Genomic DNA, 23,599 nt, shown 5'->3' with positions numbered 1-23,599 from the left:
GGTCCGCGTCCGATGGTCAGGCAAGCTGTGCGCGTGGCGCTTTTCATCCTCGTGACACTGCTCGGCGGCAGCGGTGCGCTCGCGCAGCCCGCGCGCCATGTCACGCTGACTTTGGTGGCGGAGAGCGACCGCCCCGCCGCGGGCAGCGCGGTGGCGCTGGCGTTCCGCGCCGTACCGCAGCCGGGATGGCACGGCTATTGGCGCAACCCCGGCGACGCGGGTGTGCCGACTCGCGTGACCTGGACGCTGCCCGCCGACGCGCGCGCGGGTGAGCTCGACTATCCGGTGCCGTCGCGGCTGCTGATCGCGGGGCTGATGAACTATGTCTACGAGACGCCTTGGGCGCTGCTGACCACGCTGCGTGTCCCCGCGGGGCTGGCGCCGGGCACGCGGCTGCCGCTCGTCGCCAAGCTCGATTATCTCGTCTGCACCGCGGAGATCTGCGTTCCCGAGACGCAGACGCTCACGCTCGACCTCGCCGTGGGTGACGGCGCGATCGATCCGGCGCGTCGCGCCGCGTTCGACGGCTGGCGCCGCGCGCTGCCGCGCCCGCTCTCGACGCCGGCGACGTGGCAGCACGCCGGCGATCGCTTCCGGCTTGCCGTGCCGTTCCCGGCCGACGCTGCCGCGAGCGGCGTCTGGTTCTATCCGGCGAGCGGCGGCGCGATCGACTATGCCGCGCCGCAGGCGGTCACACGCGACGGCGACACGCTGACGCTGGAGACCAAGGCCGCGGCGCAGCCGGCGACGGGCGAGATCGCGGGCGTGCTGGCCACGGGCGAGGGCGGCGGGCTGTCGCTCGCCGCTCGGCCGGGCACGGTCGCGGCACCGCGCGGCGGCGAGGGGATGCTGGCGACCGCGCTGGTCGCCTTCGCCGGGGCGGTCCTGGGCGGGCTGCTGCTCAACGTGATGCCTTGCGTCTTCCCGATCCTCAGCCTCAAGGCGCTCGGCCTCGCCCGCTCGGGCGAGAGCGCGGCGCACGCGCGGCGCGAGGCTCTGGCCTATACCGCGGGCGTGCTGCTGGTGTGCGTCGGGCTCGGGGGCGGGCTGCTGGCCCTGCGTGCGGCCGGATCGAGCGCGGGCTGGGCGTTCCAGCTGCAGGACCCGCGCGTGATCGGCGCGCTGCTGCTGCTCGTCACCGCGATCGCGCTCAACCTCGCCGGGCTGTTCGAGCTGCCGACTCCGCAGTTCGCTGCGAAGGGCGGCGCGGCGGGGGCGTTCGCGACCGGGGCGCTGGCGGCGTTCGTCGCGACGCCGTGCACCGGGCCGTTCATGGGCGCCGCGCTCGGCGCCGCGCTGGTGCTGCCCGCCGCGGCAGCGTTGGCGGTGTTCGCCGGACTGGGGCTGGGGATTGCTCTGCCTTTCCTGCTGATCGGCTTCGTACCCGCGCTGCGCGCCCGGCTGCCGCGCCCCGGCGCGTGGATGACCCGGCTGCGGCGCATCCTTTCGCTGCCGATGTGGCTGACCGCGCTCGCGCTCGCCTGGGTGCTGGGGCGCCAGGCCGGGGTGGACGGGATGACGCTCGGCCTCGGCGCGACCCTGCTCGCCGCGGTCGGTCTGTGGTGGACCGGACTGCGCCAGCACGCCGGGCGCGGCGCGACCTGGTGGCCCGCCGGCGTCGCGCTGCTGCTCGCGCTCGGCGGCGTCGCGCTGGTGCGACCGGCGGCGAGCGGCGCCAGCGCGGTGGCGGGGCTGCCCGGCGCGGAGCCGTTCAGCGAGGCGCGACTCGCCGCGCTGCGGGCGGAGGGCAAGCCGGTCTTCGCCTATTTCACGGCCGACTGGTGCCTCACCTGCAAGGTCAACGAGAAGGCCGCGATCGAGACCGCCACCACCGCCGCCGCGTTCAAGGACGGCAAGGTGGCGGTGCTGGTCGGTGACTGGACCGACGGCGACCCGGTGCTCGGCCGCTTCATCGAGGCGCACAACCGCGCCGGCGTGCCGCTCTACCTCTGGTACAAGCCCGGCACCGTCGCGCCGCGCGTGCTGCCGCAGGTGCTCACGAGCGGGATGCTCACCGCCCTCCCGGTGGAGCGCTGAGCCGGCCGCTCCCGTGTTCCTGCGCACGCAGGAACCCAGAGCCACGCAGGGCATCGCTCACGGCCCTGGACTTCTGCATACGCAGGAGCACGGGTAGCTTCGTCTAGCAGCGGTGTTCCTGCGCACGCAGGAACTCAGAGCCGCACAGGGCATCGCTCACGGCCCTGGACTTCTGCATACGCAGGAGCACGTGGACCGAAATCCGCGTGACCCGCTTGTGCAGCGCAACCAACTTCGCCAGCATGGGTCGAAATCTCGGCTTGTGAGTTGACGGGGGTAGATGGGGACAGCGGCGTTCGACGAGATCATGGGGGCGGCCGATCGCGACGGTGCCCGCCCCGAGCTGGCGGACCTGTGTCGCTGGCTCGACGAGACGCCGTCCGACGAGCTCCGCCGGCGCCAGCGCTCCGCCGAGGTCACCTTCCGCCAGCTCGGCATCACCTTCGCGGTCTATGGTGAGAGCGAGGCAAGCGAGCGCATCATCCCCTTCGACATCGTGCCGCGCGTCTTCCTCGCTGACGAATGGGCGCGCCTGTCCGAGGGACTGGTGCAGCGGGTCGAGGCGATCAACGCCTTCCTTGTCGACATCTACGGCGAGCGCCGTATCCTCAAGGAAGGCGTGCTTCCCGCCGACCTGATCCTCGGCAACCCGCAGTTCCGCCCCGAGATCGCGGGCATCCGCCCGCCGCACGACGTCTGGGCGCATATCTGCGGCATCGACCTGGTGCGCACCGGGCCCGATCAGTTCTACGTGCTCGAGGACAACGCGCGGACGCCTTCGGGGGTGAGCTACATGCTCGAGAACCGCGAGGCGATGGTGCGGCTCTGCCCCGAGCTGTTCGCCAAGTTTCGCGTCGCCGCGGTCGACAGCTACCCCGACATGCTGCTCGAGACGATGAAGTCGGTCGCGCCGCGCGGCAGCGGGCAGCACCCCAATTGCGTGCTGCTCACGCCGGGCCACTATAATTCGGCCTATTACGAGCACAGTTTCCTCGCCGACTCGATGGGGATCGAGCTGGTCGAGGCCGCCGACCTCGTCGTCGACGATGATCTCGTCTACATGCGCACCATCGCCGGGCGCGTGAAGGTCGACGTGATCTACCGCCGCGTCGACGATGACTTCCTCGATCCTCTGGTGTTCCGCCCCGAGTCGCTGCTCGGCGTGCCCGGGCTGATCGCCGCCTATGCTGCGGGCAATGTCGCGATCATCAACGCGCCTGGAAACGGCATTGCCGACGACAAGGCGATCTACAGCTACATGCCCGAGATCGTGCGCTTCTATTCGGGCGGCGAAGCCAAGCTGCCGATCGTCGAGACGTGGCGCTGCCGCGAGCCCGACGCGCTGCGCTACGTGCTCGACCATCTCGACGAGCTGGTCGTCAAGCTGGTCGACGGCTCGGGCGGCTATGGCATGCTGGTCGGGCCGACCGCCTCCAAGGGCGAGATCGAGCGTTTCCGCGCCGCGCTGGTGGCCGAGCCGCATCGCTATATCGCACAGCCGACGCTGGCGCTCTCGACCGTGCCGACGTTGGTGGAGCAGGGCGTCGCACCGCGCCACGTCGACTTTCGCCCCTTCGTGCTGAGCGGCGCGCGCGGGGTGCAGGTGGTGCCCGGTGGACTGACCCGAGTCGCGCTGCGCGAGGGCTCGCTGGTGGTCAACTCGTCGCAGGGCGGCGGCACCAAGGACAGTTTCGTGCTGATGCCGGGCGCGCCGACGATGTTCCAGTCGGCCGGTACGCAGACGATGGGCGGCATGACCCAGACGCTCGGCGGGCAGGGCTGATGCTCAGCCGCACCGCCGCCTCGCTCTACTGGCTGGGCCGCTACGTCGAGCGCGCCGACTTCATCGCGCGGCTGGTCGAGGCGACGCTGCGGCTCGACGTGCTCTCCACCCGCCCCGCGGGCGAGGACGCGTGGCGCTCGGCGCTGGCGGTGACCGAGACCGAGCCCGCCTTCGCCGCCGTGGCGGGCGAGCTGACCCGCGAGGAGGTGGCGCGCTTCCTGCTCGCCGACCCCGGCCATCCCGGCTCGATCTTGCGCTGTGTCGGCATGGCGCGCGACAACGCGCGCGCGGTGCGCACCGCGCTCAGCCGCGAGGCGTGGCAGGCGATCAACGGCGCCTGGCTGCTGTTCGACCAGCGCGTCGCGCGGCTCGACCCCGCGACGACACTGGCGCTGGTCGATTCGGTCAAGGCGGAGACGCGCGGCTTCGAGGGCGCGGTCCACCGCATGCTGCGCAACCAGACGACCCTGTTCATCCGGCTCGGCCAGGCGGTGGAGCGCACCGACAACACCGCGCGGCTGCTCGACGTGAAGTATCATCTGCTGCTGCCCGCGGGCGAGCCGGTCGGCGGCACGGTCGACCGCGACCAATGGACCACGATTCTCCAGACCGTCTCGGCGGTGACCGCTTACCGCTGGCTCTACAGCGACGGGCTCGCCCCGGCGAACGTGATCGACCTGCTGCTCAGCCGCGGCGAGCTACCACGCAGCGTCGCCGCCGCGACCGAGGAGACCGTCACCGCGCTCACCGGCCTGGCGCGCTCGAGCGGCACCCAGGGGGAGGCGGACCGGATGGCGCGCACGCGCTCGGCGCGGATCGCCCGCACGCGCACCAGCGACGTGATCAGCGCCGGCCTGCACCAGCACCTCCAGGCCGTGATCGCCGAGAACGCGCACCTGCACGTTGCCATCGGCCGGCAGTTCAAGTTCGCCTGATGCGCCTCTCGATCGAGCATCGCACGAGCTATCGCTTCACCGCCCCGCAGGCGCGGATCGTCCAGCTGCTGCGCATGACGCCGCGCAACAGCCACGACCAGACCGTCGCCGAGTGGCATATCGCGGTCGACTGCGACGCGCGCCTCCGCGAGCACCGCGACGGTTTCGGCAATCGCACCACGATGCTCTACGCCGAGGGGCCGCTCGACGGCATCGAGATCGCGGTTGCGGGAGAGGTGGTGACGAGTACGTCGCGGGGCGTGCTGCACGGCACGTTCGAGCCGCTGCCGCCCGCGCTCTACCTGCGCGCGACCCCGACGACGGCGGCCGACGCGGCGATCGAGGACTTCGCGCGCGCGGCGGTCGGTGGCGCCGCGCCGATCCCCGCGCTGCACGCGCTCAACCGCGCGCTGCACGAGCGCTTCGCCGTCTCGTCGGAGCGCCCCGATCCGGGTCTCGCCGCGATCGACGCCTTCGCGCGCGAGAGCGCGACCCCGCGCGACCTGGCGCAGCTGTTCGTCGCCGCTGCGCGCGCGCTCGCGGTGCCGACGCGCTACGTCACCGGCTATTGCGACCTGCAGGACGGGCGCCGCGCCACGCCGCACGGCTGGGCCGAGGCCTGGGTCGACGATCTCGGCTGGGTCGGGTTCGATCCGACGCTGGGCGAGTCGCCCGAGGAGCATCACGTCCGCGTCGCGGTCGCGCTGGATGCGACCGGCTCGTCGCCGGTGGCGGGCTCGCGGCTCGGCGAGGGGCGCGAGTGCCTCGAAGTCGAGGTGCAGGTCAGCGCGCAGGAGTAGAGCGGCGGCTCACCCCAGCGCCCAGCGCGCCACCGCCTCGTAGCGCGCGCCCGCGGCGGTGAGGTGGCTCTCGTATAGCAGCAGGTGCTCGAGCCGGAAGTCGGGCGTCGTGAGCGCGGCATGCGCCTCGATCCAGCGCGCCACCGCGGCCGGGTCGGCTCCGCGGCGGGCCAGCCGCGCCAGCGTGATATGCGGCAGGTAGCGGCGATGATCGGGTACCACCGCGGCGCGGGTCAGCGCCTGGTCGACCTTGCGGTGGAGCGCGGCGAGCGGCTCAACGGGCACGACCCGCGCCCACAAGGTGTCGACCCGCCCGCGCTGGTCAAACGCGCCAACGCCCTCAACCCGCACCGTCGATACCGGTGCGGTAACGCCAGCGAGCGCGGCGGCGACGTCCTCGGCCTGGGCACGCTCGACCTCGCCGATGAAGCGCAGCGTCAGGTGTAGCTGCTCGTCGTCCTGCCAGCGCACCCCCGCGACCCCATCGCCCGTGGCGGCGAGCAGCGCGGCGCGGATCGCCGGGGGAGGGCGGAGAGCGACGAACAGGCGGTGCATGAAATCTCTGTAACGAACGGTTGCTGTCGTCGGAACGGGGAGGCCGTTCCTTGAAAAGGAAACGGCGCGCGGCGATATTCGAGCCATCCGGCATGAGTGCCGGGCGAAGGAGTTTTAAGACAATGGCCAACTGGTCCGATCCCCGGCCCTCCGCCGCCGCGTTCGGCGGAACCGCTTCGGGCACCCGCGTCGCGGCGTTCGACGCCGGGCTGCGGTCGTACATGCTGTCCGTCTATAATTACATGGCGTCGGGCGTGCTGCTCACCGGCATCGTCGCGCTGGCATTCGCGCTCTCGGGCTATGCCCAGGCCGCGTTTCAGTCACCGCTGCGTTGGGTGATCGCGCTGCTGCCGCTCGGCTTCGTCTTCGCGATGAGCTTCGGGCAGGGCAAGTTCACCACCTCGACGCTCAAGGCGATGTTCTGGGGCTTCGCGGTGGCGATGGGTCTGTCGCTGTCGTCGATCTTTTTCGTCTACTCGCCGGTCGCGATCGCGCAGGCGTTCGCGGCGACTGCGGCGGGCTTCGCCGCGCTGAGCCTCTACGGCTACACGACGAAGCGCGACCTGTCGGCGTTCGGCGCGTTTCTTATCATCGGTCTGGTCGGCCTGATCGTCGCCAGCCTGATCAACCTGTTCGTCAACTCGGGCCCGCTCGGCCTGGTGATCTCGATCGTGGGCGTGCTGCTGTTCGCCGGCCTCACCGCCTATGATACGCAGCGCACCAAGAGCCTGTACTTCCAGGTCGCGGGCTACGGCCCTGAGATGGTCGGCAAGGCGGTGGTGATGTCGGCGCTGAGCCTCTACCTCGACTTCATCAACATGTTCCTCTTCATCCTGCGGCTGTTCGGCGGTAATCGCGACTGAGCCGCGTAGCCGATCCCCGATCGGCGGCGTTACGGAGGGGCGCGGCGGGCGACCGTCGGGCCCCTTCCCTTGTGGGTTCGCGGTGGCGGGCCGGAGACCCGTCCCATGCGCCTGTCGATCCAGGTCCTTCTCGACTACGGCTTCCCGGAGCCGGCCGACGTGTTGCTCCAGATCGAGGCCGCGGCGCTGCCGGCGCAGCGGCTTGAAACGCAGGCGCTGATGATCGAGTCGGATCATCCGATCCGCGCGGTGGGGGGCGAGGAGGGGGTCGGGCAGCGCTGCTGGGCACGCGGTGAGGGTCGGCTCGTGGCACGCTACGAGGCGGTCGTGGCGATCGAGCGCGCCGTACTCGACCTTGCCGCCTTGCCGGCGACGCCGGTCACGTCGCTGCCCGCGGCGACGATCCCCTACCTTCTGCCGAGCCGCTACTGCGAGTCGAACCGCTTCGAGCATCTCGTCCGTCGCCGCTTCGCGGGACTGAGCGGCGGTGCGCTGGCATTCGCGCTCGCCGACTTCGTGCGCGGGCACCTACGTTACGACGGCAGCGATACCGACTCGCGCACCTCGGCGATGGAGACTTTCGCGTCCGGACGTGGGGTCTGCCGCGACTATGCGCACCTGCTCGTTTCATTGGCGCGCGCAGCCGAGATCCCGGCGCGCTGCGTCGCGGTGTACGCCCCCGGCGTCGACCCGCCCGACTTCCACGCGGTCGCGGAGCTGTGGCTCGATGGCTGCTGGCACCTGGTCGATGCCACCGGCATGGCGCGCGCCGACGAGATGGCGGTGGTGACCGTCGGCCGCGACGCCACCGACATCGCCTTCATGACCGTCTTCGGCACCGCCAACCTGTGGACGCAGACCGTGCGTGTCGAGCGCCTGACCGATTGATCGCGCAGGAACGCGCACCATGCGCGCCGCGTTGGGCGTGTCAGACTGTTGCCAGCATCGCAGGAGAGAGACATGACCGACCAGAGCCCGATCGATGACCGCGCGCTCGACAGCCTCTCGGTAGCGCCGGAGGCCGGCAACGCTGGCGGATCAAAGGACCCGCGGCAGGACGCCGGGCAGGATCGCTCGATCGAGAAACGGCTGCAGAAGCATCCCGACAGCGCCGACGCGAAGGTCGACCAGGGCCTGGACGAGTCGATGGACGCCTCCGACCCGGTCTCGGCGACGCAGCCCGGCCGGAACGATCCCGCGCCGTCGTCGGGCTATGACGAGGCGGAGGAAGCGGAGCGTCAGCGCGACGCGTGAGAGTAGCGGGCGGGTCGTGGGAGTCGCGGCCCGCGCGTAAAACTATCGCCATTCCGGTTTAGTTCGGGGATCGGTGGGAGGCTGGCGCGGAGCGCGCGTCCGTCTCCTACCATCGTTGCCTCTCCTGATCTGACGCCCGTATGCGCCTAACTGCGTCGGCGTTTTGATCCAACCCGCCACTTCGGGTAACCAACGCCAGCGTTCGAATGTTGCCCTAAAGTCGCGCCTCAGAGGTCTTTTCCGCCATGATACAACCGCTGGTCGCATCCATGTTGCGGTGCGGCACAGATCATGATGGATTGATGACAATCGGAAGGCACGCGCGTTAAGGGCTGCGTTAACCCTTTTCGCGCATGATCCTCCCGGTTGAAACGCTGGGGCGGGGTACGGATCATGGGTGCCAGAAGGAAGCCGGCCGAGGGCGCGATGACATTGGCCGAGATGAAGGAGTTCGCGGGCTTCGCGGCGGCGACGCAGCGGTATGTGCGCCGCAGCCTCGACGTGGGCCTCGATCGCGACGACGCCATGATTCGTTGGTCGCGCGACGTCGTTGAGGCGGCGAGCATCCGCGCGCAGGCGCATCATTATCGCCGCCTGCCCGCGATCCGCGCACTGGTTCCGGACGACAGCGGGCTCGAGGCGGCCGAGCAGCTGCTCGCGCCGCTCATCACGCTCTCCGCCTTCGACCTCGGGCAAGGGCGGATCATCACCTTCTCGGCCTATCGCTTCCTCTACGAGCGGCTGGTCGGCGCGCAGGTGCGGCCGTGGCTGCCCTCCGCCTTCTGCGCCGCGGCGGCGATGCCGCATCTCCACCCCGAGCTGCGCCGCGCGCTGCTCCAGTCGATCAGCGAGGCGGCGGCGACCGCCTCGGGCTGGTCGTCGCGGCAGCCCGCCTTCTTCCCGGCCTGGGTCGAGAAGGTCGATGTCACCGCGCTGCCCAACTGAGCGCTGCTAACGCCACGACCGCGCCCGAGGGGGGCGCGATCGCGGCGGGGCGGGCGTGAAGCGCAGCTCGGCCTTCTCGCCCAACGCAGCGCCCGCGTCGGCGAACACCTCGCGGACTCGGGTCAGATACGCCACGAGCGCCGCAGGGCATTGTGCCGCGCCGACCAGCTCCAAGAGCAGCGGCGGGCGCACGCGATTTAGCCCTGATACCAGCGAGTCGAACCGCGCGTCGAGGCTGTCACCGTGCCACGCGGGCGCGCCGAGCGCGTCGAGCAGCGCGCGCCACATCGCCTCGCGTGAGTCCCAGCCGCGTGCGTCGAGGCGAAGGGTGAGTGGAGCCCTCATCCGCACGTCATTCGGGCGCGCGGACGGGACGGTACCGACGCGTCAATGACCTTGACGCATCCCTGTTGCGAGATCCCTGACTTACCGACACGCACGCCAGCCCGTCGCGCCGCGCGTGGCCTGGTCGAGGTGGAGGTGATCACGATGAGCGGCGTTATAGTCGGGCGAGAGCACCGTGGCGAACACGCGACAGGCGCCGTCGCGCACGTCGCGCAGGAACGCCGCTTTGGCACCGCCGCTACGCCAGTCGCGCAGCACACTGACGCGCGTGCCATCGTCGAGTTTAAAAGCGGCGATATCGAGCGCGTTGGCGGTAGCGTGCTCGCTCCAGCCGCCGCTGCTGCGACCGTACATGCGACGGCAGGAGTAGCTGCCGAGATGCTCGATCCGGCTGACGCGCGTGCCGAAGTGACGCTGCGCGGCGGGCGCGACCACGTCCCATTCCCACACGGCCAGCGCCGCGGCGACGGGGCAGGCGACTGCGACGCTGGCGGGGGCGAGTGCGATCCGCCGTGCGCCACCGTTCTCGAGCCGCACCGCCGAGTCATAGCCGCACTGCGACTCCGCGGGTCGCCGTGCCGGCACGGCGGCGTACCGCACCCCCGCCTGATGGAGCAGCGCGGCGCAGCGCGCCGGCGCGCCGTCGAGCGCGGCGAGCTTGCGACCGGTGAACAGGCCGATCGGCTGGCCGAGGTCGAGCGGCGTCCAGGGCAGGTCCTGCGGCCGCCCGCGCAGGTAGCTCCACGCCATCAGCCCCGCCGCGGCGAGCAGCACCAGCACCACCACCGTCGCGAGTGCGCGGCGCGTGCCGCGCATCAGGCGCGCGCCCGCGGTCAGCCGCGTCGCGCGACGGCCACAGGCTCGGCGGTGATGGGATAGCCGAGATCGTCGGGGATGCAGAGGTAGTCGACTCCGTCGCGCGGCTCGATCCACGGCGTGATCCGCCGCACCGGCGTGGCACGCGCGTGCGCCATCGCCTCGTCGTAGCTGGCAAACTGCGCCAGCCGCTCGAGGTTGCGGCGCGTCGGGAAGATCAGGGTACGATCGCCGCGCGCGGCCGCGTCGAGCGTCTCGCGCGCGCTGGCCCAGTCGAGCCGCACGTTCTCGGTCGAGTCGACGCGGGCGGGCAGGGCGTCGGTAGGCAGGCGCGCGAGATAGAAGAGCGCATCGAACACGCGGGCGTGGTTCTCGCGCGGCCGCCAACGCGCGAACGGCACCAACTGGCCCAAGTCAAGCGCGCTGCCGTCCAGCGCCTCGCGAAGCGCCGCGCCGTCGCGGAGCGCGGCGCGGATCGAGTCGACGGCGGCTGGTTCGGCCACGCCGATCGCGACGCCGGTCTCCTCGATCGTCTCGCGGATCGCGGCAATGCGCGCGGCGGCGTCGGCCGGGGCGGTCGGCCCGAGCGCGCCGGCGAGCGCCACGTCGCCCGGGTCGACCCGCCCGCCGGGGAAAACGGTGGCGCCGGGCGCGAAGGCGAGCCGCGGCGAGCGCTCGACCAGCAGCAGCTCGGGCGGCAGACCTGCGCGGTCACGAAACACGATCAGCGTCGCGGCGGGGATCGCCGGCGGCAGCATCGCGTCATCGTTGTGATCGGTCATGCGTGTTCCCGCGAATGCGCCTCATCGGCGGGGCGGGGAGCGATCGGGCGGGTGGTGGAGCTGAGGGGAATCGAACCCCTGACCTCTGCAGTGCGATTGCAGCGCTCTCCCATCTGAGCTACAGCCCCGCCCGCTTCCCCGGTATCACCGGGGAGCGCCGCCCTTAGCCGGCGTGTCCGAGGGGCGCAACACGAAATCGTCGAAGTCTTAGAAATCCTATCGCGCGGGCGAGCTGTTGGCCGGCTGCGACGAGGAGCTGTTGCGCGCGCGCAACGGTCGGAACGATCGGCCCAGTTGATCCTTGTCAGTCTGCCCGCTCGCGACGACGCAAGGCGCCGCGCGACGTGTCACGTAGGAGAACCATCATGGGTTACGAACGCTATCCGCGCGGTACCAATCCCCAGGGCGACTATTACGGCCGCAGTGAGACTCAGGACTATGGTCGCGACTATGGGTCTGGCCGCAACCAGAGCTACTCCAGTGCGCGCGATTATCAGGCGTCCGGCGCGTTCGACCGCGACCGCGACGATGACGACCGCGGCTCCTACGGCCTCCGCGAGTACGGCAACGCCGGTTATGCGAGTGGCTACCGCGACGACAATCGCGGCGATCGCGGCTACGGCGACCGCGGCTATGGTGAGGGCGGCTTCGGCGGCGGTGACCGCGGACGCTACGGCGCGCAGCAGTACGGCCGGTCTGGTTCGGGCCAGGACCGCGACCGCTTCCAGCGCCAGGACTATGGCAATCAGAATTATGGCAACCGCGGCTACGGCCAGCAGGGCTATGGCTCGCAGGGCCGTAACTATGGCCAGCAGGGGCAAGGCTCCGAGTATCATGGCAGCTATGCCTCCGACGGGCGTCGCTTCGAGGACGTCGGCTCGCGCCGCCACGCCGACGACGACAATTATCGCGGCGGCCGTCAGCAGGGCGGACGCGACTATGGCCGCCAGCCGCAGGGCTATGATTACGACGAGCGCGGCTTCCTGGCCCGCGCCGGTGACGAGGTCCGCAGCTGGTTCGGCGACGAGGACGCCGAACGCCGCCGCGAGGCCGATAACCGCTACGACGAGCGCTATTACAACCAGCGCAACGAAGGTGATCGCGATCGCGACGGCGACTATCACAGCTGGCGTTCGAGCCAGATCGCGTCATTCGATCGCGACTATGATGAGTATCGGCAGGAGAACCGGACGAAGTTCCACAACGAGTTCGCCTCGTGGCGGACTGAGCGTCAGGGCCAGCGCGACTCGCTCGACAAGGTGCAGGAGCATGACGAGGTCGTCGGCTCGGACGGCAGCCATGTCGGGACCGTCGACAAGGTACGCGGCGACCGCATTCTGCTGACCAAGAACGACGTCGACGCGGGTGGGCAGCACCACTCGATCCCGTCGCGCTGGATCAAGTCGGTCGAGGACAAGAAGGTCACGCTGAGCAAGACCGCGGATGAGGCCAAGCAGCACTGGCGCACCGAGGAGAAGAACCAGGCGATGTTCGGCTACGGCGATCGCGGCAACGACAGCGACCGCCAGCGCGACGGTTCGCTGAGCCGCGGCGCCACGTCGGACACGAGCGCGACCTCGGGCAGCAGCATGGCGGCGTCGGGTTCGACCACCGGCTCGTCGACGTCGGGTTCGGCGACGACCGGCAATGACAGCGGCTCGACCAACCTCAACCGTAGCTTCTCGGGCACGTACTGAACCGAGTCGGCTGCGCGTGCGGGTCGTTGACCTGCGCGACACGGAAGCCCCGGGCGGTGACGCCCGGGGCTTTCTCTATGCGCTCGAGCTCGCGGATCGTGTCGGACGGTGGCTCGCTGCGCCACGCGGTTGGCGAGCTGAAGACTCGCTCTACCGGATCGCTTTCGCGTCGAGCGTCACCTGTTTCCCCAGCGCGCTGCCGAGTGGCCGCTGCTTGACCACGTCCTCGTACACCTGCTTGGGCGATGGCAGTGCGGTAAAGGACGGGAAGGTGAGCGTGCGCCCGTCGACGTCACTCAGCGTCACGGCAAAGCTGGGGGCTTTGACCAACTTCTCGCCTTTGGTCTGCTGTGCCGCGAATTGAGAGGCCACGCTCAGCCGAGTCCAGGCGATCCGCCCGGCGTCGTGGATCGCCACCGCATAGCCGTCGGTCTCGTCCTCGTGGCGATAGGCGGCATAGCCGTCGCCGGGCTCGCCCTCGCGGCACAACGGTCGATACGAAGCAGGGGCGGCCTGGTCCGTGGGCTTCTTCTCCTCTGCCGCGATCGCCCCGATGAAGGACAGCAGCAGATCGGTCGTCTCCGGCTTGACCATCTTCGCCTTGCCGTAGGCGAGCGTGCTCGGGCAGGCGGCGATCGGCGTGACAGGACGCGCCGTGGCGTCCGCGGGCAGGCGGAGCGCGGCGATGACGTCGGTGAGCTGGCGATCGAGCGCGGCGCTGTTGCCGCGGCTCGTCATACGCAGCACCACCAGCCACTCGCCGAGCGGCATGACCGCGAGCGCGGTGCTGCGGTTGGGGCCGTCGACGATCGCGTAGGTCTGGCGCAGCGCGGCGGCGACGGTGCCGCTCGCGGCGAACGCGATCGGAGCCTCACTCGCCGGTGCGGCGTGGCGGAAGAGGTCGCGTGACTCGAGCGTGGCGCGGGCGCGATCGAACCACAGCGACACATCCGGCACCGCGGAGTGGAACAGGTACAGGGTCGCGACGGTAGCACGGTCGGCGCTCTCGAACTGTGCGGTGACGTCGTGCTCGGTGGAGGTCGAGTCGGTCAGCGACAGTCGAGTCAGGTCGGCGACCTGCGGGCGCAGTACCAGGCGGGTCTGCGCGTGCATCCATCCCTTGTCCGCCGGCACGGCGAGCGTGCGCGGCGCGGCGATCGCGGGGCTGGCCAACGTCATCGCCAGCGTCAACGCTACTCCCCAGATCGTCCGCATCCCGCGCCCCATGCGGGTTGATCCCGCTGGTCATCAGTCTAGCGCCGGCGCGCGACGCGCGTCACCACCATCCCATCCAGATCGGGTCAGGCCGCGAGCGCGCGACGCGGTGCCTCGGCGCGGCCGAGCGCGCGCGTGTCGACGACGAAGCGCGATACTTCCTGCGTGAGCGAATCGGCCTCGCTCTCGAGGTTGCGCGACACCGCGGTGATCTCTTCCACCATCGCGGCATTCTGCTGCGTCACGCCGTCGATCTGGTTGAGCGCCACGTCGATCTGGTCGAGCCCGCTGGCCTGCGCACGGGCCGACGTCGCGATCTCCGCCACGAGGCCGCCGATCGCGCCGATCTGCCCGGTGATCCGCCCGAGCGCGGCGCCGGTCTCGTTGACGAGGCGGACGCTGGCATCGACCTGCTCGCCGCTCTGCGTGATGCGCTGGCGCACGTCGGTCGCGGCGTCGGCGCAGCGCGCGGCGAGCGCGCGCACCTCGTTGGCGACCACCGCGAAGCCCTTGCCGGCGTCGCCGGCGCGTGCCGCCTCGACCCCGGCGTTGAGCGCGAGCAGGTTGGTCTGAAAGGCGATCGCATCGATCACCGCGATGATCGCGCCGATCTCGGCCGAGGCCTGCTCCAGCCGCCCCATCGCCGCGACCGCGTCGCGCACCACCGCGCCGCCGCGCTGCGCCTCGTCATGGACCGTCTCCATCGCCTCATGCGCCTTGGAGGCGCCGTCGGCGGCCTGGCGCATGGTGCCGGCGATCTCGCTCATCGCCGCCGACGTCTCCTCGAGGCTGGCGGCCTGGTGTTCGGTGCGGCGCGAGAGGTCGTCGGACGCCTGGCTCAGCTCGGCGGTGTGACCATGCACCGCGGCGCTGCCGTCGCGAATCGCGCCGATCGCGCCGCGGATCTCGTCGAGCGCATTGTTGTAGTCGGCGCGAAGCCGCTCGTAGCTGTCGGGAAAGGTGCCCTCGATGCGCGCGGTGAGCTGCCCAGCGGCGAGCGCGGCGAGGTGGCGTGCGAGCGTCTCGACGACCTCGTGCTGCTCCGCGTCGGCACGGGCCTTGGCCAACGCGCCCTCCCGAAAGACGCTGACCGACTTGGCCATGGTGCCGATCTCATCGCCGCGGTCGAGCCCGGGGACGGTGACCTGGAGCTCCCCGCGCGCGAGCTGCTCCATCGCGCCGCGCATCTCACCCAGCGGCCGGAACATGCGCCGCGTCACGGCGAGGCAGGCCAGCGCCGCCGCGACGGTGACGAGCAGCGCGGCGAGCGCGATGCTGAACTGCACCTCATGGAGGTCGGCGAGGAACTGCGCCGCGGGAATGCCGACGTAGAGCACGCCGATCACCTTGCCACTGGCGTCGATGATCGGATCATAGGCGGTGAAAAACGGGGTGCCGAGGATGTCGGCGCGGCCGCGATAGGGCTTGCCGTCGCGCAGCACCGCGTCGCGCACCGCCTGACTGGTGAGCGTGGTGCCGACCGCGCGCGTGCCGTCGGGGTTCTTGACGTTGGTGGCGACGCGCGTGTCGCCGCGGAAGATCGTGGCGGTGCCGCCGACCAGCGCCTTGACATGGTCGACCGCGTCATTGTCGCCGTTCAGCGCGTGCGCGCCCATCACCAGCCTGTCGCCCTCGACGTGAGCGGCGCGGCCGTGGCGGTGAAGCACGTCCCAGGCGACGCGCATGTTCGCTTCCTGGCGTTCGGTGGCGCGCTGCTCGGCATTGGCGCCCAGGATCGTCGCGGTGACGCCGGCGGTCACCAGCGCGAGCAGACCGAGCGATAGCACGATCAGCATCGTTACCTTGGCGGACAGGCTCCGCCCCACCAGCGTCTTCGCCACTGCTCGCATGTAAAGACCCGATCTTCATTCAGCTTAGGGAGGCGCGCCGCGCGCGCCGATCTTGGCCGTACGTGATCGAAAATGCTTAAAATGCGGCTACTAACCTGGGTGAGTACCGGTCGGCGGAGGAGGCGACCTTATCTTCTTACCGTCACCCCGGACCTGATCCGGGATGACGGTGACAGAGGAGGGGAGGGCGCATCCGTTTCAGATCGCGCCCGAGAAGGTGTCGCATTGCGCCGGGTCGCCGCTCTCCATGCCACGCCGCAGCCAGGTCTGGCGCTGCGCCGAGGTGCCATGGGTGAAGCTGTCGGGCACGACGCGGCCCTGCGCTTCCTTCTGGAGCGTGTCGTCGCCGATCGCCTGCGCCGCGCGCATGCCTTCCTCGACGTCGCCGGGGTCGAGCCGCTGGCGGTTCTGCGCCGCCCACACACCCGCGTAGCAGTCGGCCTGGAGCTCGAGCCGCACCGAAAGCGCGTTGCCCTCGCGCTCGCCGCCGCGCGCCTGGGCGCGCTGCACCTGATCGGAGGTGCCGAGCAGCTTCTGGATATGGTGGCCGAACTCGTGCGCGATCACGTAATATTGCGCGAAATCGCCCGGCGCCTTGAAGCGGTTGGTCAGCTCGTCGAAGAACTCGGTGTCGAGATAGATGCCGTTGTCGGTCGGGCAGTAGAACGGACCCATGGCCGACATCGCCTGGCCGCAGCCCGACTGGCCGCTGCCGTCGAAGAAGCGCAGCATCGGAGGGCTGAAGCGCTGCCCTTCCTTGGCGAAGATCTGCTCCCAGGTGTTCTGCGCGTTGCTGAACGCCTGGCAGGTCTCGCGCCGCTGCGGCGAGGCGTCGCAGATCTGACGAACCCCGCCACCCTCGGAGGTGCCCACCTGTGCTGTCGGCGCGGAGGTCGTGCCGCCTCCGCTGAGCAGACCGCCGAGGTTGCCCAGCCCGCCGAAGACCGCGAGCAGCAGCAGCACCACGACGATGCCGCCGCAGCCGAACCGGCTGCCGATCAGCGGCAGCAGGCCGAGCAACAGTCCGCCGCCGCCTCCACCGCCGCCGAGCCCTCCGCCGCCGCGCGCCTCGCCGACGTTGATGTCGTTGTCATAATCGTCGAGCCGCATCGATCGGGTCCCCCCAGGCGTTTCGTGTCCGTCACGGCATGAATGCGTTCGGGGGCTGGCGGGTTGCAAGCGCGTGCCGGCTCACCGATGGGGCAGCCAGAGGAGACGAGCGGATGATCCTGACAGGTAAGAGCGCCGTGGTGACCGGGTCGACCTCGGGCATCGGCCTGGCGATCGCGCGTGCGCTCGCGGCACAGGGCGCTCAGGTCATGATCAACGGCTTCGGCGAGGACGCGGCGATCACGGCGGCGCTGGCCGAGCTCACGCGGGCGAGCGGCGCCGAGGCGCTGTACGATCCCGCTGACATGACCCGCCCGGACGACATCGTGGCGATGATCGATCGCGCTCACGGTGCATGGGGCGGCCCCGACATCCTCGTCAACAACGCTGGCATCCAGCATGTCGCGCCGATCGCCGACTTTCCCGCGGACAAGTGGGACGCGATCCTGGCGATCAACCTGAGCAGCGCCTTCCACACCATGCGCGCCGCGGTGCCGCATATGCGCGCGCGCGGCTGGGGGCGGATCGTCTCGACCGCCTCGGCGCACAGCCTCGTGGCCAGCCCCAACAAATCCGCCTATGTCGCTGCCAAGCACGGACTGGTCGGGCTGACCAAGACGGTCGCGCTGGAGACCGCGGCCGACGGCATCACCGCCAATTGCGTCTCGCCCGGCTATGTCTGGACCCCCCTGGTCGAGCAGCAGATCCCCGCGACCATGGCGGCGCGCGGGCTGACGCGCGAGCAGGTGATCGACGACGTGCTGCTCGCCGCGCAGCCGACGAAGCAGTTCGTCACGTCGGAGCAGGTTGCCGCGCTCGTGCTCTTCCTCTGCGGTGACGCGGCGAGCGCGATCACGGGCGCCAATCTGTCGGTTGATGGTGGCTGGACCGCGGCGTGAGGCGCACCACCGCGCTCGCGCTCGCCGCCGCGCTCTTCGGCTGCGGCAACAGCGCGGCGCCGCGGCTGATCCCGGTCGCTGCCGGCAGCGACTGGCGCCGCGTCGCGACGCCGGGCGACCGCGAGCGGCTGCGCGCGTGGCGCCAGACCTGGCAGCGCGCGCTCGCCGCCGCCCGCCGCACCGCGCCCGAGGCGCTCGCGGCGCAGGGCGCGCTGTTCGACTATGATCGCGCGCTGGATCAGCCCATCCCGCCGGCCGGGAGCTACAGCTGCCGTGTGTACAAGCTCGGCGCGCGCCAGCCGGGACAGCTCGATTACGTCGACTATCCCGCCCTCGCCTGCCGCGTCGTGGTCGACGAGCGCGGTACGGTCCGGCTGGAGAAGCTGACCGGCTCGCAGCGCCCGACCGGGATGATCTTCGCCGACAACGGACTGCGCGCCGTGTTCCTGGGGGTGATGATCCTCGGCGACGAGGCGCGGCCCTACCCTTACGGTCGTGAGCCGGCGCGCGACCTGGCCGGCTGGGTCGAGCGGATCGGCCCGGCGCGCTGGCGCGTGGCGCTGCCGCAGCCGGCGTTCGAGTCGCTGCTCGACGTGGTGGAGCTCGTGCCGGCGGGGTAGGGCGGCTACTTCTTGGTCTCGTCCGCCTTCTTCCCCGGCAGCGTGCCCGGCGTCGACACCGGCGCCGCCACGGGCACGACGCCGTCGAGCGGCGGGTGCTCGGCGAGGTAGGTCTTGCCGTCCTGCTCAATCACGCCGACCTCCGCCGCGTTGGCCGCCGCCACCGCACGCAGAAAGCTCGTCGGTTTCTTCATCAGCTTGGGAAAGTCCACGGTCGTCAGCCCGGCGCGTCGCGCCGCCTCGCGCACGAACGTGACGCAGTTGCGCTTGCCGAGATTGTAGGTCGAGTCGCCGGTTGTCGCGTCCCACTCGCGCACCAGCGCGAGCACCGCGCCATATTGCGCGTCGTTCAGCGTCACTGCGAAGCGCACCTTGCTGCCCTGCATGTAGCTGAGCCTGGGTCGTTCGATCCGCCCGGGAACGTTGCCGAAGAGGAGCGCGGGCGTGATCGAGCGCGCGGTGAAGCCGTAGCTCGCATCGACCGGCGCCCCGCCGGCGTCGAGCGTGCCGCGCAGTTGGAAGAAGGCGTGCGGAAAGTAGGTGCCGAAGTCGCGGCTCCAGAAGGTCATCGTCACCGCTGCCTGCGCCGGCCAGGCGACGAGCGCGAGCAGCAGCGCCGCCAGCGCCCCGGGTCGGCGTGCGATCACGCCTGCGCCTCGGGCGCCAGTGCGGCGGCGTCCTCGCGTCGCTCGGGCCGGATATAGATCGAGGAGAGCCGCGGTTCGGCCGCGCGCAGCTGATCCTCGATCGCCTCGATCATCCGCTCGCCTTCGCCCATGGTGAGCGAGTCGTCGAAGTCGGCGCTGATCGCGACGAAGATGCTGTCGGGCGCGGTGTGGATCGTGCGGACATGGTTCACCGCGGTGACGCCGCGCTGGCGTTCCACCACGGCGCGCACCGTCGCCACCACCGCCGGGTCGGCGCGCTCGCCGATCAGCAGACCCTTGCTCTCGCGCGCGAGCAGCACTGCGACCAGCGCCAGGATCGCGCCGATCGCGATCGAGGCGAGCCCGTCGATCCTCGGGTCGGCATAGGCGTGGCTCGCCCAGACGCCGATCGCGGCGATCACGAGCCCGGCGAGAGCGGCCGAGTCCTCGAACAGCACCATGAAGCCGGGCGGGTCCTTCGACTCGCGGATCGCGCGCCACCAGCCGGTGTCGCCCTTGGCCGCGGCGAACTCGCGCATCGCGATGAACCAGGAGGTGCCCTCCAGCGCGAAGGCGATCGCCAGCACGATATAGTTGAGCATCGGATCGGCGAGCGGCTCGGGCTCGCGCCAGTGCTTCCAGCCCTCGTAGATCGACACGCCCGCGCCGACCGCGAAGATCAGGATCGCCACCACGAACGACCAGAAATACAGCTCGCGCCCATAGCCGAACGGGTGGGCGGCGTCGGGCGCGCGGCGTGCCTTGCTCTGGCCGTAGAGCAGCAGGATCTGGTTGCCGCTGTCGACCAGCGAGTGGACCCCCTCGGTCAGCATCGACGACGAGCCCGAGATCCCGGCCGCGACGAATTTGGCGATCGCGATCCCGACGTTGGCCGCGAGCGCGCCGTAGAGGACGATATTCTCGCGCACCTGCGCGGCGAGCGTGGCCATGCAGTCTCCTCGTTGCCGGCGCCGGACGCGTCGGTGATGCCGCCAACGCGCGAGCGCGACAAGGTGCCGCGTCCGAGCGACCGTTGACGCGATCACTGTCGTTTCGGAGGCGATGTAAGCGTGTCCTTCATCAATCCCGCGCTACACACTTCCTTCCGCGGCAGGGCAGCAGGGTTACATGGGGATCACCGTCTACGAGCCGGCGTCTGTGCCGTCCGACGAGCCGGCGCGCGAGCGTTTGGTCGAGGGGTCGGGCGCGCTCGGCGTCCGCGACGACGGCGCGCTCCAGTCGCTGGTCGAGGACGTGCGCGAGACGCTGCAGACCCATGCCGCGGCGGTGTCGATCGTCTACAAGGACTGGCATTACATCATCGCCGGGGCGGGCTATGCCGCCGGCGCCTACAGCCGACGCACCTCGCTGTGCGGCCACGCCATCCTGTCGCCGGGCGAGGTCTTCCACGTCGCCGACATCGCCGCTGACCGCCGCTTCGCGGGCAATCCGGCGCTGACCGAGCGCGACTCGCTGCGCTTCTACGCCGCGGCGCCGCTGCTCGCCGGCCCCGGCCTGCCGCTCGGCACTTTGTGCGTGTTCGATCGCGCGCCGCGCGAGCGCTTCTCCACCAGCGACCGCGGCTATCTCCGCCGCCAGGCCGGCATGGTGGTGGCGCGGCTCGAGCGACTCCAGGCGCGCTGAGCCGGCTCAGCCCTGCTGTGCGGCGCGGTGGTGGCGGATCACCTCGTCGATGATGAAGCGGAGAAACTTCTCAGAGAATTCGGGATCGAGCTCGGCCTCCTCGCTGAGCCGCCGCAGCCGCGCGATCTGCGCCTCCTCGCGCCCCGGATCGGCCGCGGGCAGGCCCGTCGTCGCCTTATATTCGCCGACCGCCTGGGTGATCTTGAAGCGCTCGGCGAGCAGGCAGACCAAGGCGGCATCGATATTGTCGATGCTCTTGCGGTAGCGTTTCAGGACGTCGTCGGTCATCGCTGGCTCCCTCGCGTGCGCGGTCTCCTTGCTGATCGAGATGACGAACAGCAAGCCCGCGCTTGCGTTGCGCGCGTGCGACCCCCTAAGGGCGAGCGTAGATGAGCGCCACTCTCCACCGTCTCGCCGGCACGTCGCCGTCGCTCGATCCGATGATCGATCTGGTCGCCGAGGACATGGCGGCGGTCAACCGCGTGATCGTCGACCGCATGCGCTCGGAGATCCCGCTGATCCCCGAGCTGGCGGGGCATCTGATCGCGGGGGGCGGCAAGCGCCTGCGCCCGATGCTGACGCTCGCCGGAGCCCGGCTGCTGGGCTATGGCGGGACTCGCCATCACCTGCTCGCCGCCGCGGTCGAGTTCATCCACACCGCGACTCTGCTCCACGACGACGTGGTCGACGGCTCCGACCTGCGCCGCGGCAAGCGCACCGCCAACATCATCTGGGGCAATCCCGCCAGCGTGCTGGTCGGCGACTTCCTGTTCTCGCGCTCGTTCGAGCTGATGGTCGAGGGCGGCAGCCTGCGCGCGCTCGAGATCCTGTCCAACGCCAGCGCGGTGATCGCCGAGGGCGAGGTCAACCAGCTCACCGCGGTGCGCCGGATCGACCTGGGCGAGGAGCGCTACCTCGACATCATCGGCGCCAAGACCGCGGCGCTGTTCGCCGCTGCCTGCCGCATCGCCGCGGTGGTGGCCGACCGCGGCGAGGCGGAGGAGCTGGCGCTCGACTCCTACGGCCGCAATCTCGGCATCGCCTTCCAGCTGGTCGACGACGCGATCGATTACACCAGCGACTCGGGCACGATGGGCAAGGACGCGGGCGACGATTTTCGCGAGGGCAAGATGACTTTGCCGGTGATCCTCGCCTACGCCCGCGGCGGCGAGGACGAGCGCGTTTTCTGGCGCGACGCGGTCTCCGGGCGTCGCGCCGGCGACGAGGAGTTCGCCCGCGCGGTAACGCTCGTGCGCCAGTCGCGCGCGGTGGACGATACCTTCGCGCGCGCGCGCCACTACGGCCAGCTCGCGATCGACTCGCTCACGGCCTTTCCCGAGAGTGCGGCGAAGGACTCGATGATCGAGGCCGTCGAGTTCGCGGTGGCGCGCGCCTACTGAGCCGCGGCCAACGGCCGTTAAGCCACCGCCGCCGCCCCGATCGTCTGGCGCGGCAGGCGCCGTAGCGACAGCGTCAGCCCCGCCAGCCACACCGTGCCGAACAGCACATGCGCGACGTTGGCGCCCATCGCGCCGATCCACAGCACCAGGAAGGGTGCGGTGAGATAGAAGGTCGCCGTCGCCGCACCGACGACGCGCAGCACCGCCGACTGCGCCCCCTTGGCGAGCAGCGCCGCACGGCTCGCCGCGCCGCTGATCGTCAGCGAGACCGCGAGGATCTGCACCGTCAGCAGAGGCGCCGCGGCGGCGAAGCCGGGGCCGGCGGCGAGCCGCAGCAACGTCGGCGCGAGCAGCAGCGCGCCGAGGAAGCAGGCCCCGCCGAACGCCGCCAGGATCGCCTCGGTCTGGAGCAGCACGCGGTTGAACTGGCGCTGCTCGCCCGCCGCGGCGAGCCGGCTGAGATCGGGGTAGACCACCGATTCGACCTGGCTGCCGACCTGCTGGACGACTCGGCTGATCCGCTTGGCGATGTGGAAGAGCCCCGCCGAGACCGGGTCGGCGAGCCAGCCGACCAGCAAGGTGTCGACCTGCTGCGCGCTCGCCCAGAGGCTGAGCGACAGGTTGGAGGCGAGCGCGAAGCGCCACAGGCCGGGGAATCGCTCGCGCAGCCCTGCCAGCGAGGCGCGCCACAGCCGGTGACGTCCGGCGCGCCGCAGCAGCCACCAGGCGGTCGCGAAATTCGCCAGCGAGCCGAGCGCCTGAGTCACCGCCCAGATCAGCACGAAGCTCGCCAGCCCGGCGCCCGCCGCAAAGGCAGCGGCGACGCAGGCGAGGCGGACCATGGCGTTGATCACCTGCACCCGCGCGACCAGCCGGAACTGGCCGGTCAGCCGAAAGACCGCGGTGCTGATACCGTTCAGGTTGAACAGCAGCGACACCATATAGGCGAGCGCGAGCAGCACCGTGCCGCCGTCGAGGTGGAACAGCAGTCGGCCCGCCAGCACCAACAGGCTCGCCACCGCCCAGGCGAGCGCGCCGCCGCCGAGATCCAGCAGCAGCCCGAACTTCAGCAGGCTGCGATAGTCGGCCTCGTGCTCGGGCGAGTCGAGCGCGGCGCCGTAGCGGATCAGCGGCTGCCACGACTGGAAGCTGAGCAGTCGCTCGCACGCCTGCCCGAGCGTCAGCACCAGCGCGAGCACGCCGTAGCCAGCCGGTCCGAGCGCGCGCGCCGCGAGCCCCACCGTGATCAGCGTGATCCCTACCGTGGCGGCGGTGCCGGTGAGCAGATGCCCGACCGCACGGACGAGCCGCTCGCCGAGCAGCGCGCGCCACCGTGCCGGTGTGAGCGCCCATCTCGCCGCCGTCCTCAACCGCTCGCCCGCCACACCTTTCCCCCGTCGTG

The 23,599-nt window shown here is 70.7% G+C and carries 24 protein-coding genes and 1 tRNA gene; 13 read left to right on the top strand and 12 right to left on the bottom strand.

The genetic code is table 11. The features are described from left to right. The first annotated feature begins 12 nt into the window (after window positions 1-12). The 4 genes from FHY02_RS06390 (at window position 13) to FHY02_RS06375 (ending at window position 5,555) form a co-directional block, all read left to right on the top strand. Window positions 13-2,037: a protein-disulfide reductase DsbD gene (locus tag FHY02_RS06390; protein ID WP_183920981.1), complete on the top strand. Its 2,025-nt coding sequence runs from the start codon at window positions 13-15 to the stop codon at window positions 2,035-2,037. Between the two features lie 280 nt (window positions 2,038-2,317). Beyond that, window positions 2,318-3,820, top strand: coding sequence for a circularly permuted type 2 ATP-grasp protein (locus FHY02_RS06385; protein ID WP_183920980.1), 1,503 nt, complete (start codon window positions 2,318-2,320; stop codon window positions 3,818-3,820). Beyond that, entirely contained in the window at window positions 3,820-4,755 is a 936-nt protein-coding gene (locus FHY02_RS06380) for an alpha-E domain-containing protein (protein ID WP_183920979.1), read from the top strand. Before FHY02_RS06385 ends, FHY02_RS06380 begins: the two co-directional genes overlap by 1 nt. Then, on the top strand, window positions 4,755-5,555 hold the full coding sequence (locus tag FHY02_RS06375; RefSeq protein ID WP_183920978.1) for a transglutaminase family protein: 801 nt from the start codon (window positions 4,755-4,757) through the stop codon (window positions 5,553-5,555). Before FHY02_RS06380 ends, FHY02_RS06375 begins: the two co-directional genes overlap by 1 nt. Before the next feature lie 9 nt (window positions 5,556-5,564). Here FHY02_RS06375 and thpR read toward each other — a convergent pair whose 3' ends face one another. After that, entirely contained in the window at window positions 5,565-6,110 is a 546-nt protein-coding gene (gene thpR / locus FHY02_RS06370; RefSeq protein WP_183920977.1) for an RNA 2',3'-cyclic phosphodiesterase, read from the bottom strand. 122 nt (window positions 6,111-6,232) lie between these two features. Between thpR and FHY02_RS06365 the strand changes: the two genes are divergently transcribed. From FHY02_RS06365 to FHY02_RS06350, 4 genes are all read left to right on the top strand, one after another. Continuing rightward, on the top strand, window positions 6,233-6,973 hold the full coding sequence (locus tag FHY02_RS06365; protein ID WP_183920976.1) for a Bax inhibitor-1/YccA family protein: 741 nt from the start codon (window positions 6,233-6,235) through the stop codon (window positions 6,971-6,973). 105 nt (window positions 6,974-7,078) lie between these two features. Further along, window positions 7,079-7,861 carry a transglutaminase family protein gene (locus FHY02_RS06360; protein WP_183920975.1) on the top strand — a complete coding sequence of 261 codons (783 nt, stop codon included), beginning with the start codon at window positions 7,079-7,081 and terminating at the stop codon, window positions 7,859-7,861. 72 nt (window positions 7,862-7,933) lie between these two features. Further along, window positions 7,934-8,227: a hypothetical protein gene (locus tag FHY02_RS06355; RefSeq protein WP_183920974.1), complete on the top strand. Its 294-nt coding sequence runs from the start codon at window positions 7,934-7,936 to the stop codon at window positions 8,225-8,227. Window positions 8,228-8,620: 393 nt separating this feature from the next. Further along, window positions 8,621-9,172 carry a hypothetical protein gene (locus FHY02_RS06350; RefSeq protein WP_183920973.1) on the top strand — a complete coding sequence of 184 codons (552 nt, stop codon included), beginning with the start codon at window positions 8,621-8,623 and terminating at the stop codon, window positions 9,170-9,172. Window positions 9,173-9,178: 6 nt separating this feature from the next. Here FHY02_RS06350 and FHY02_RS06345 read toward each other — a convergent pair whose 3' ends face one another. The 4 genes from FHY02_RS06345 to FHY02_RS06330 form a co-directional block, all read right to left on the bottom strand. Then, window positions 9,179-9,517 (bottom strand): barstar family protein, encoded by a 339-nt coding sequence (locus FHY02_RS06345; RefSeq protein ID WP_183920972.1) that lies wholly within the window; start codon window positions 9,515-9,517, stop codon window positions 9,179-9,181. An 81-nt stretch (window positions 9,518-9,598) separates the two neighbouring features. Next, window positions 9,599-10,333: an extensin family protein gene (locus FHY02_RS06340; protein WP_183920971.1), complete on the bottom strand. Its 735-nt coding sequence runs from the start codon at window positions 10,331-10,333 to the stop codon at window positions 9,599-9,601. A 17-nt stretch (window positions 10,334-10,350) separates the two neighbouring features. Further along, window positions 10,351-11,115, bottom strand: coding sequence for an NUDIX domain-containing protein (locus tag FHY02_RS06335; RefSeq protein WP_260158722.1), 765 nt, complete (start codon window positions 11,113-11,115; stop codon window positions 10,351-10,353). A gap of 52 nt (window positions 11,116-11,167) precedes the next feature. Then, window positions 11,168-11,243 (bottom strand) — tRNA-Ala (locus FHY02_RS06330). Between the two features lie 237 nt (window positions 11,244-11,480). Between FHY02_RS06330 and FHY02_RS06325 the strand changes: the two genes are divergently transcribed. Beyond that, window positions 11,481-12,812 carry a DUF2171 domain-containing protein gene (locus FHY02_RS06325; RefSeq protein WP_183920970.1) on the top strand — a complete coding sequence of 444 codons (1,332 nt, stop codon included), beginning with the start codon at window positions 11,481-11,483 and terminating at the stop codon, window positions 12,810-12,812. Between the two features lie 150 nt (window positions 12,813-12,962). Here FHY02_RS06325 and FHY02_RS06320 read toward each other — a convergent pair whose 3' ends face one another. From FHY02_RS06320 to FHY02_RS06310, 3 genes are all read right to left on the bottom strand, one after another. After that, entirely contained in the window at window positions 12,963-14,039 is a 1,077-nt protein-coding gene (locus FHY02_RS06320; RefSeq protein ID WP_183920969.1) for a hypothetical protein, read from the bottom strand. Between the two features lie 74 nt (window positions 14,040-14,113). Further along, window positions 14,114-15,868: a methyl-accepting chemotaxis protein gene (locus FHY02_RS06315; RefSeq protein ID WP_183920968.1), complete on the bottom strand. Its 1,755-nt coding sequence runs from the start codon at window positions 15,866-15,868 to the stop codon at window positions 14,114-14,116. Between the two features lie 207 nt (window positions 15,869-16,075). After that, entirely contained in the window at window positions 16,076-16,987 is a 912-nt protein-coding gene (locus tag FHY02_RS06310) for a neutral zinc metallopeptidase (protein WP_183920967.1), read from the bottom strand. A gap of 113 nt (window positions 16,988-17,100) precedes the next feature. On the opposite strand from FHY02_RS06310, the gene FHY02_RS06305 reads away from it, so the two are divergent. Further along, window positions 17,101-17,886, top strand: a complete 786-nt coding sequence (locus tag FHY02_RS06305) for a 3-hydroxybutyrate dehydrogenase (RefSeq protein WP_183920966.1) — start codon at window positions 17,101-17,103, stop codon at window positions 17,884-17,886. Further along, on the top strand, window positions 17,883-18,506 hold the full coding sequence (locus tag FHY02_RS06300) for a DUF4893 domain-containing protein (RefSeq protein WP_183920965.1): 624 nt from the start codon (window positions 17,883-17,885) through the stop codon (window positions 18,504-18,506). The genes FHY02_RS06305 and FHY02_RS06300 overlap by 4 nt, the downstream gene beginning before the upstream one ends. Window positions 18,507-18,511: 5 nt before the next feature. Here FHY02_RS06300 and FHY02_RS06295 read toward each other — a convergent pair whose 3' ends face one another. Then, window positions 18,512-19,153 (bottom strand): hypothetical protein, encoded by a 642-nt coding sequence (locus FHY02_RS06295; protein WP_183920964.1) that lies wholly within the window; start codon window positions 19,151-19,153, stop codon window positions 18,512-18,514. Beyond that, entirely contained in the window at window positions 19,150-20,103 is a 954-nt protein-coding gene (locus tag FHY02_RS06290; protein ID WP_183920963.1) for a cation diffusion facilitator family transporter, read from the bottom strand. Before FHY02_RS06290 ends, FHY02_RS06295 begins: the two co-directional genes overlap by 4 nt. 178 nt (window positions 20,104-20,281) lie before the next feature. On the opposite strand from FHY02_RS06290, the gene FHY02_RS06285 reads away from it, so the two are divergent. Further along, complete coding sequence (locus FHY02_RS06285; RefSeq protein ID WP_183920962.1) at window positions 20,282-20,797, top strand: GAF domain-containing protein; 516 nt, start codon at window positions 20,282-20,284, stop codon at window positions 20,795-20,797. Window positions 20,798-20,803: 6 nt separating this feature from the next. On the opposite strand, the gene FHY02_RS06280 is transcribed toward FHY02_RS06285, so the two are convergent. Next, window positions 20,804-21,085 (bottom strand): chorismate mutase, encoded by a 282-nt coding sequence (locus FHY02_RS06280; RefSeq protein WP_183920961.1) that lies wholly within the window; start codon window positions 21,083-21,085, stop codon window positions 20,804-20,806. Window positions 21,086-21,186: 101 nt separating this feature from the next. On the opposite strand from FHY02_RS06280, the gene FHY02_RS06275 reads away from it, so the two are divergent. Then, a complete protein-coding gene (locus FHY02_RS06275; RefSeq protein ID WP_183920960.1) occupies window positions 21,187-22,197 on the top strand; it encodes a polyprenyl synthetase family protein in 1,011 nt (336 codons plus the stop codon). 17 nt (window positions 22,198-22,214) lie between these two features. Here the strand turns inward: FHY02_RS06275 and FHY02_RS06270 are convergent, their stop codons facing one another. Beyond that, the gene (locus FHY02_RS06270; RefSeq protein WP_221198475.1) at window positions 22,215-23,567 is read right to left on the bottom strand and encodes a lipopolysaccharide biosynthesis protein; all 1,353 of its coding nucleotides are present in this window, start codon (window positions 23,565-23,567) and stop codon (window positions 22,215-22,217) included. Between the last annotated feature and the right edge of the window lie 32 nt (window positions 23,568-23,599).

The organism is Sphingomonas sp. BK069 (assembly GCF_014193405.1).
Lineage (GTDB): Bacteria > Pseudomonadota > Alphaproteobacteria > Sphingomonadales > Sphingomonadaceae > Sphingomonas.
The sequence above is the reverse complement of the archived record's forward strand: the minus strand, read 5'-3'. Positions and strand labels throughout refer to the sequence as shown.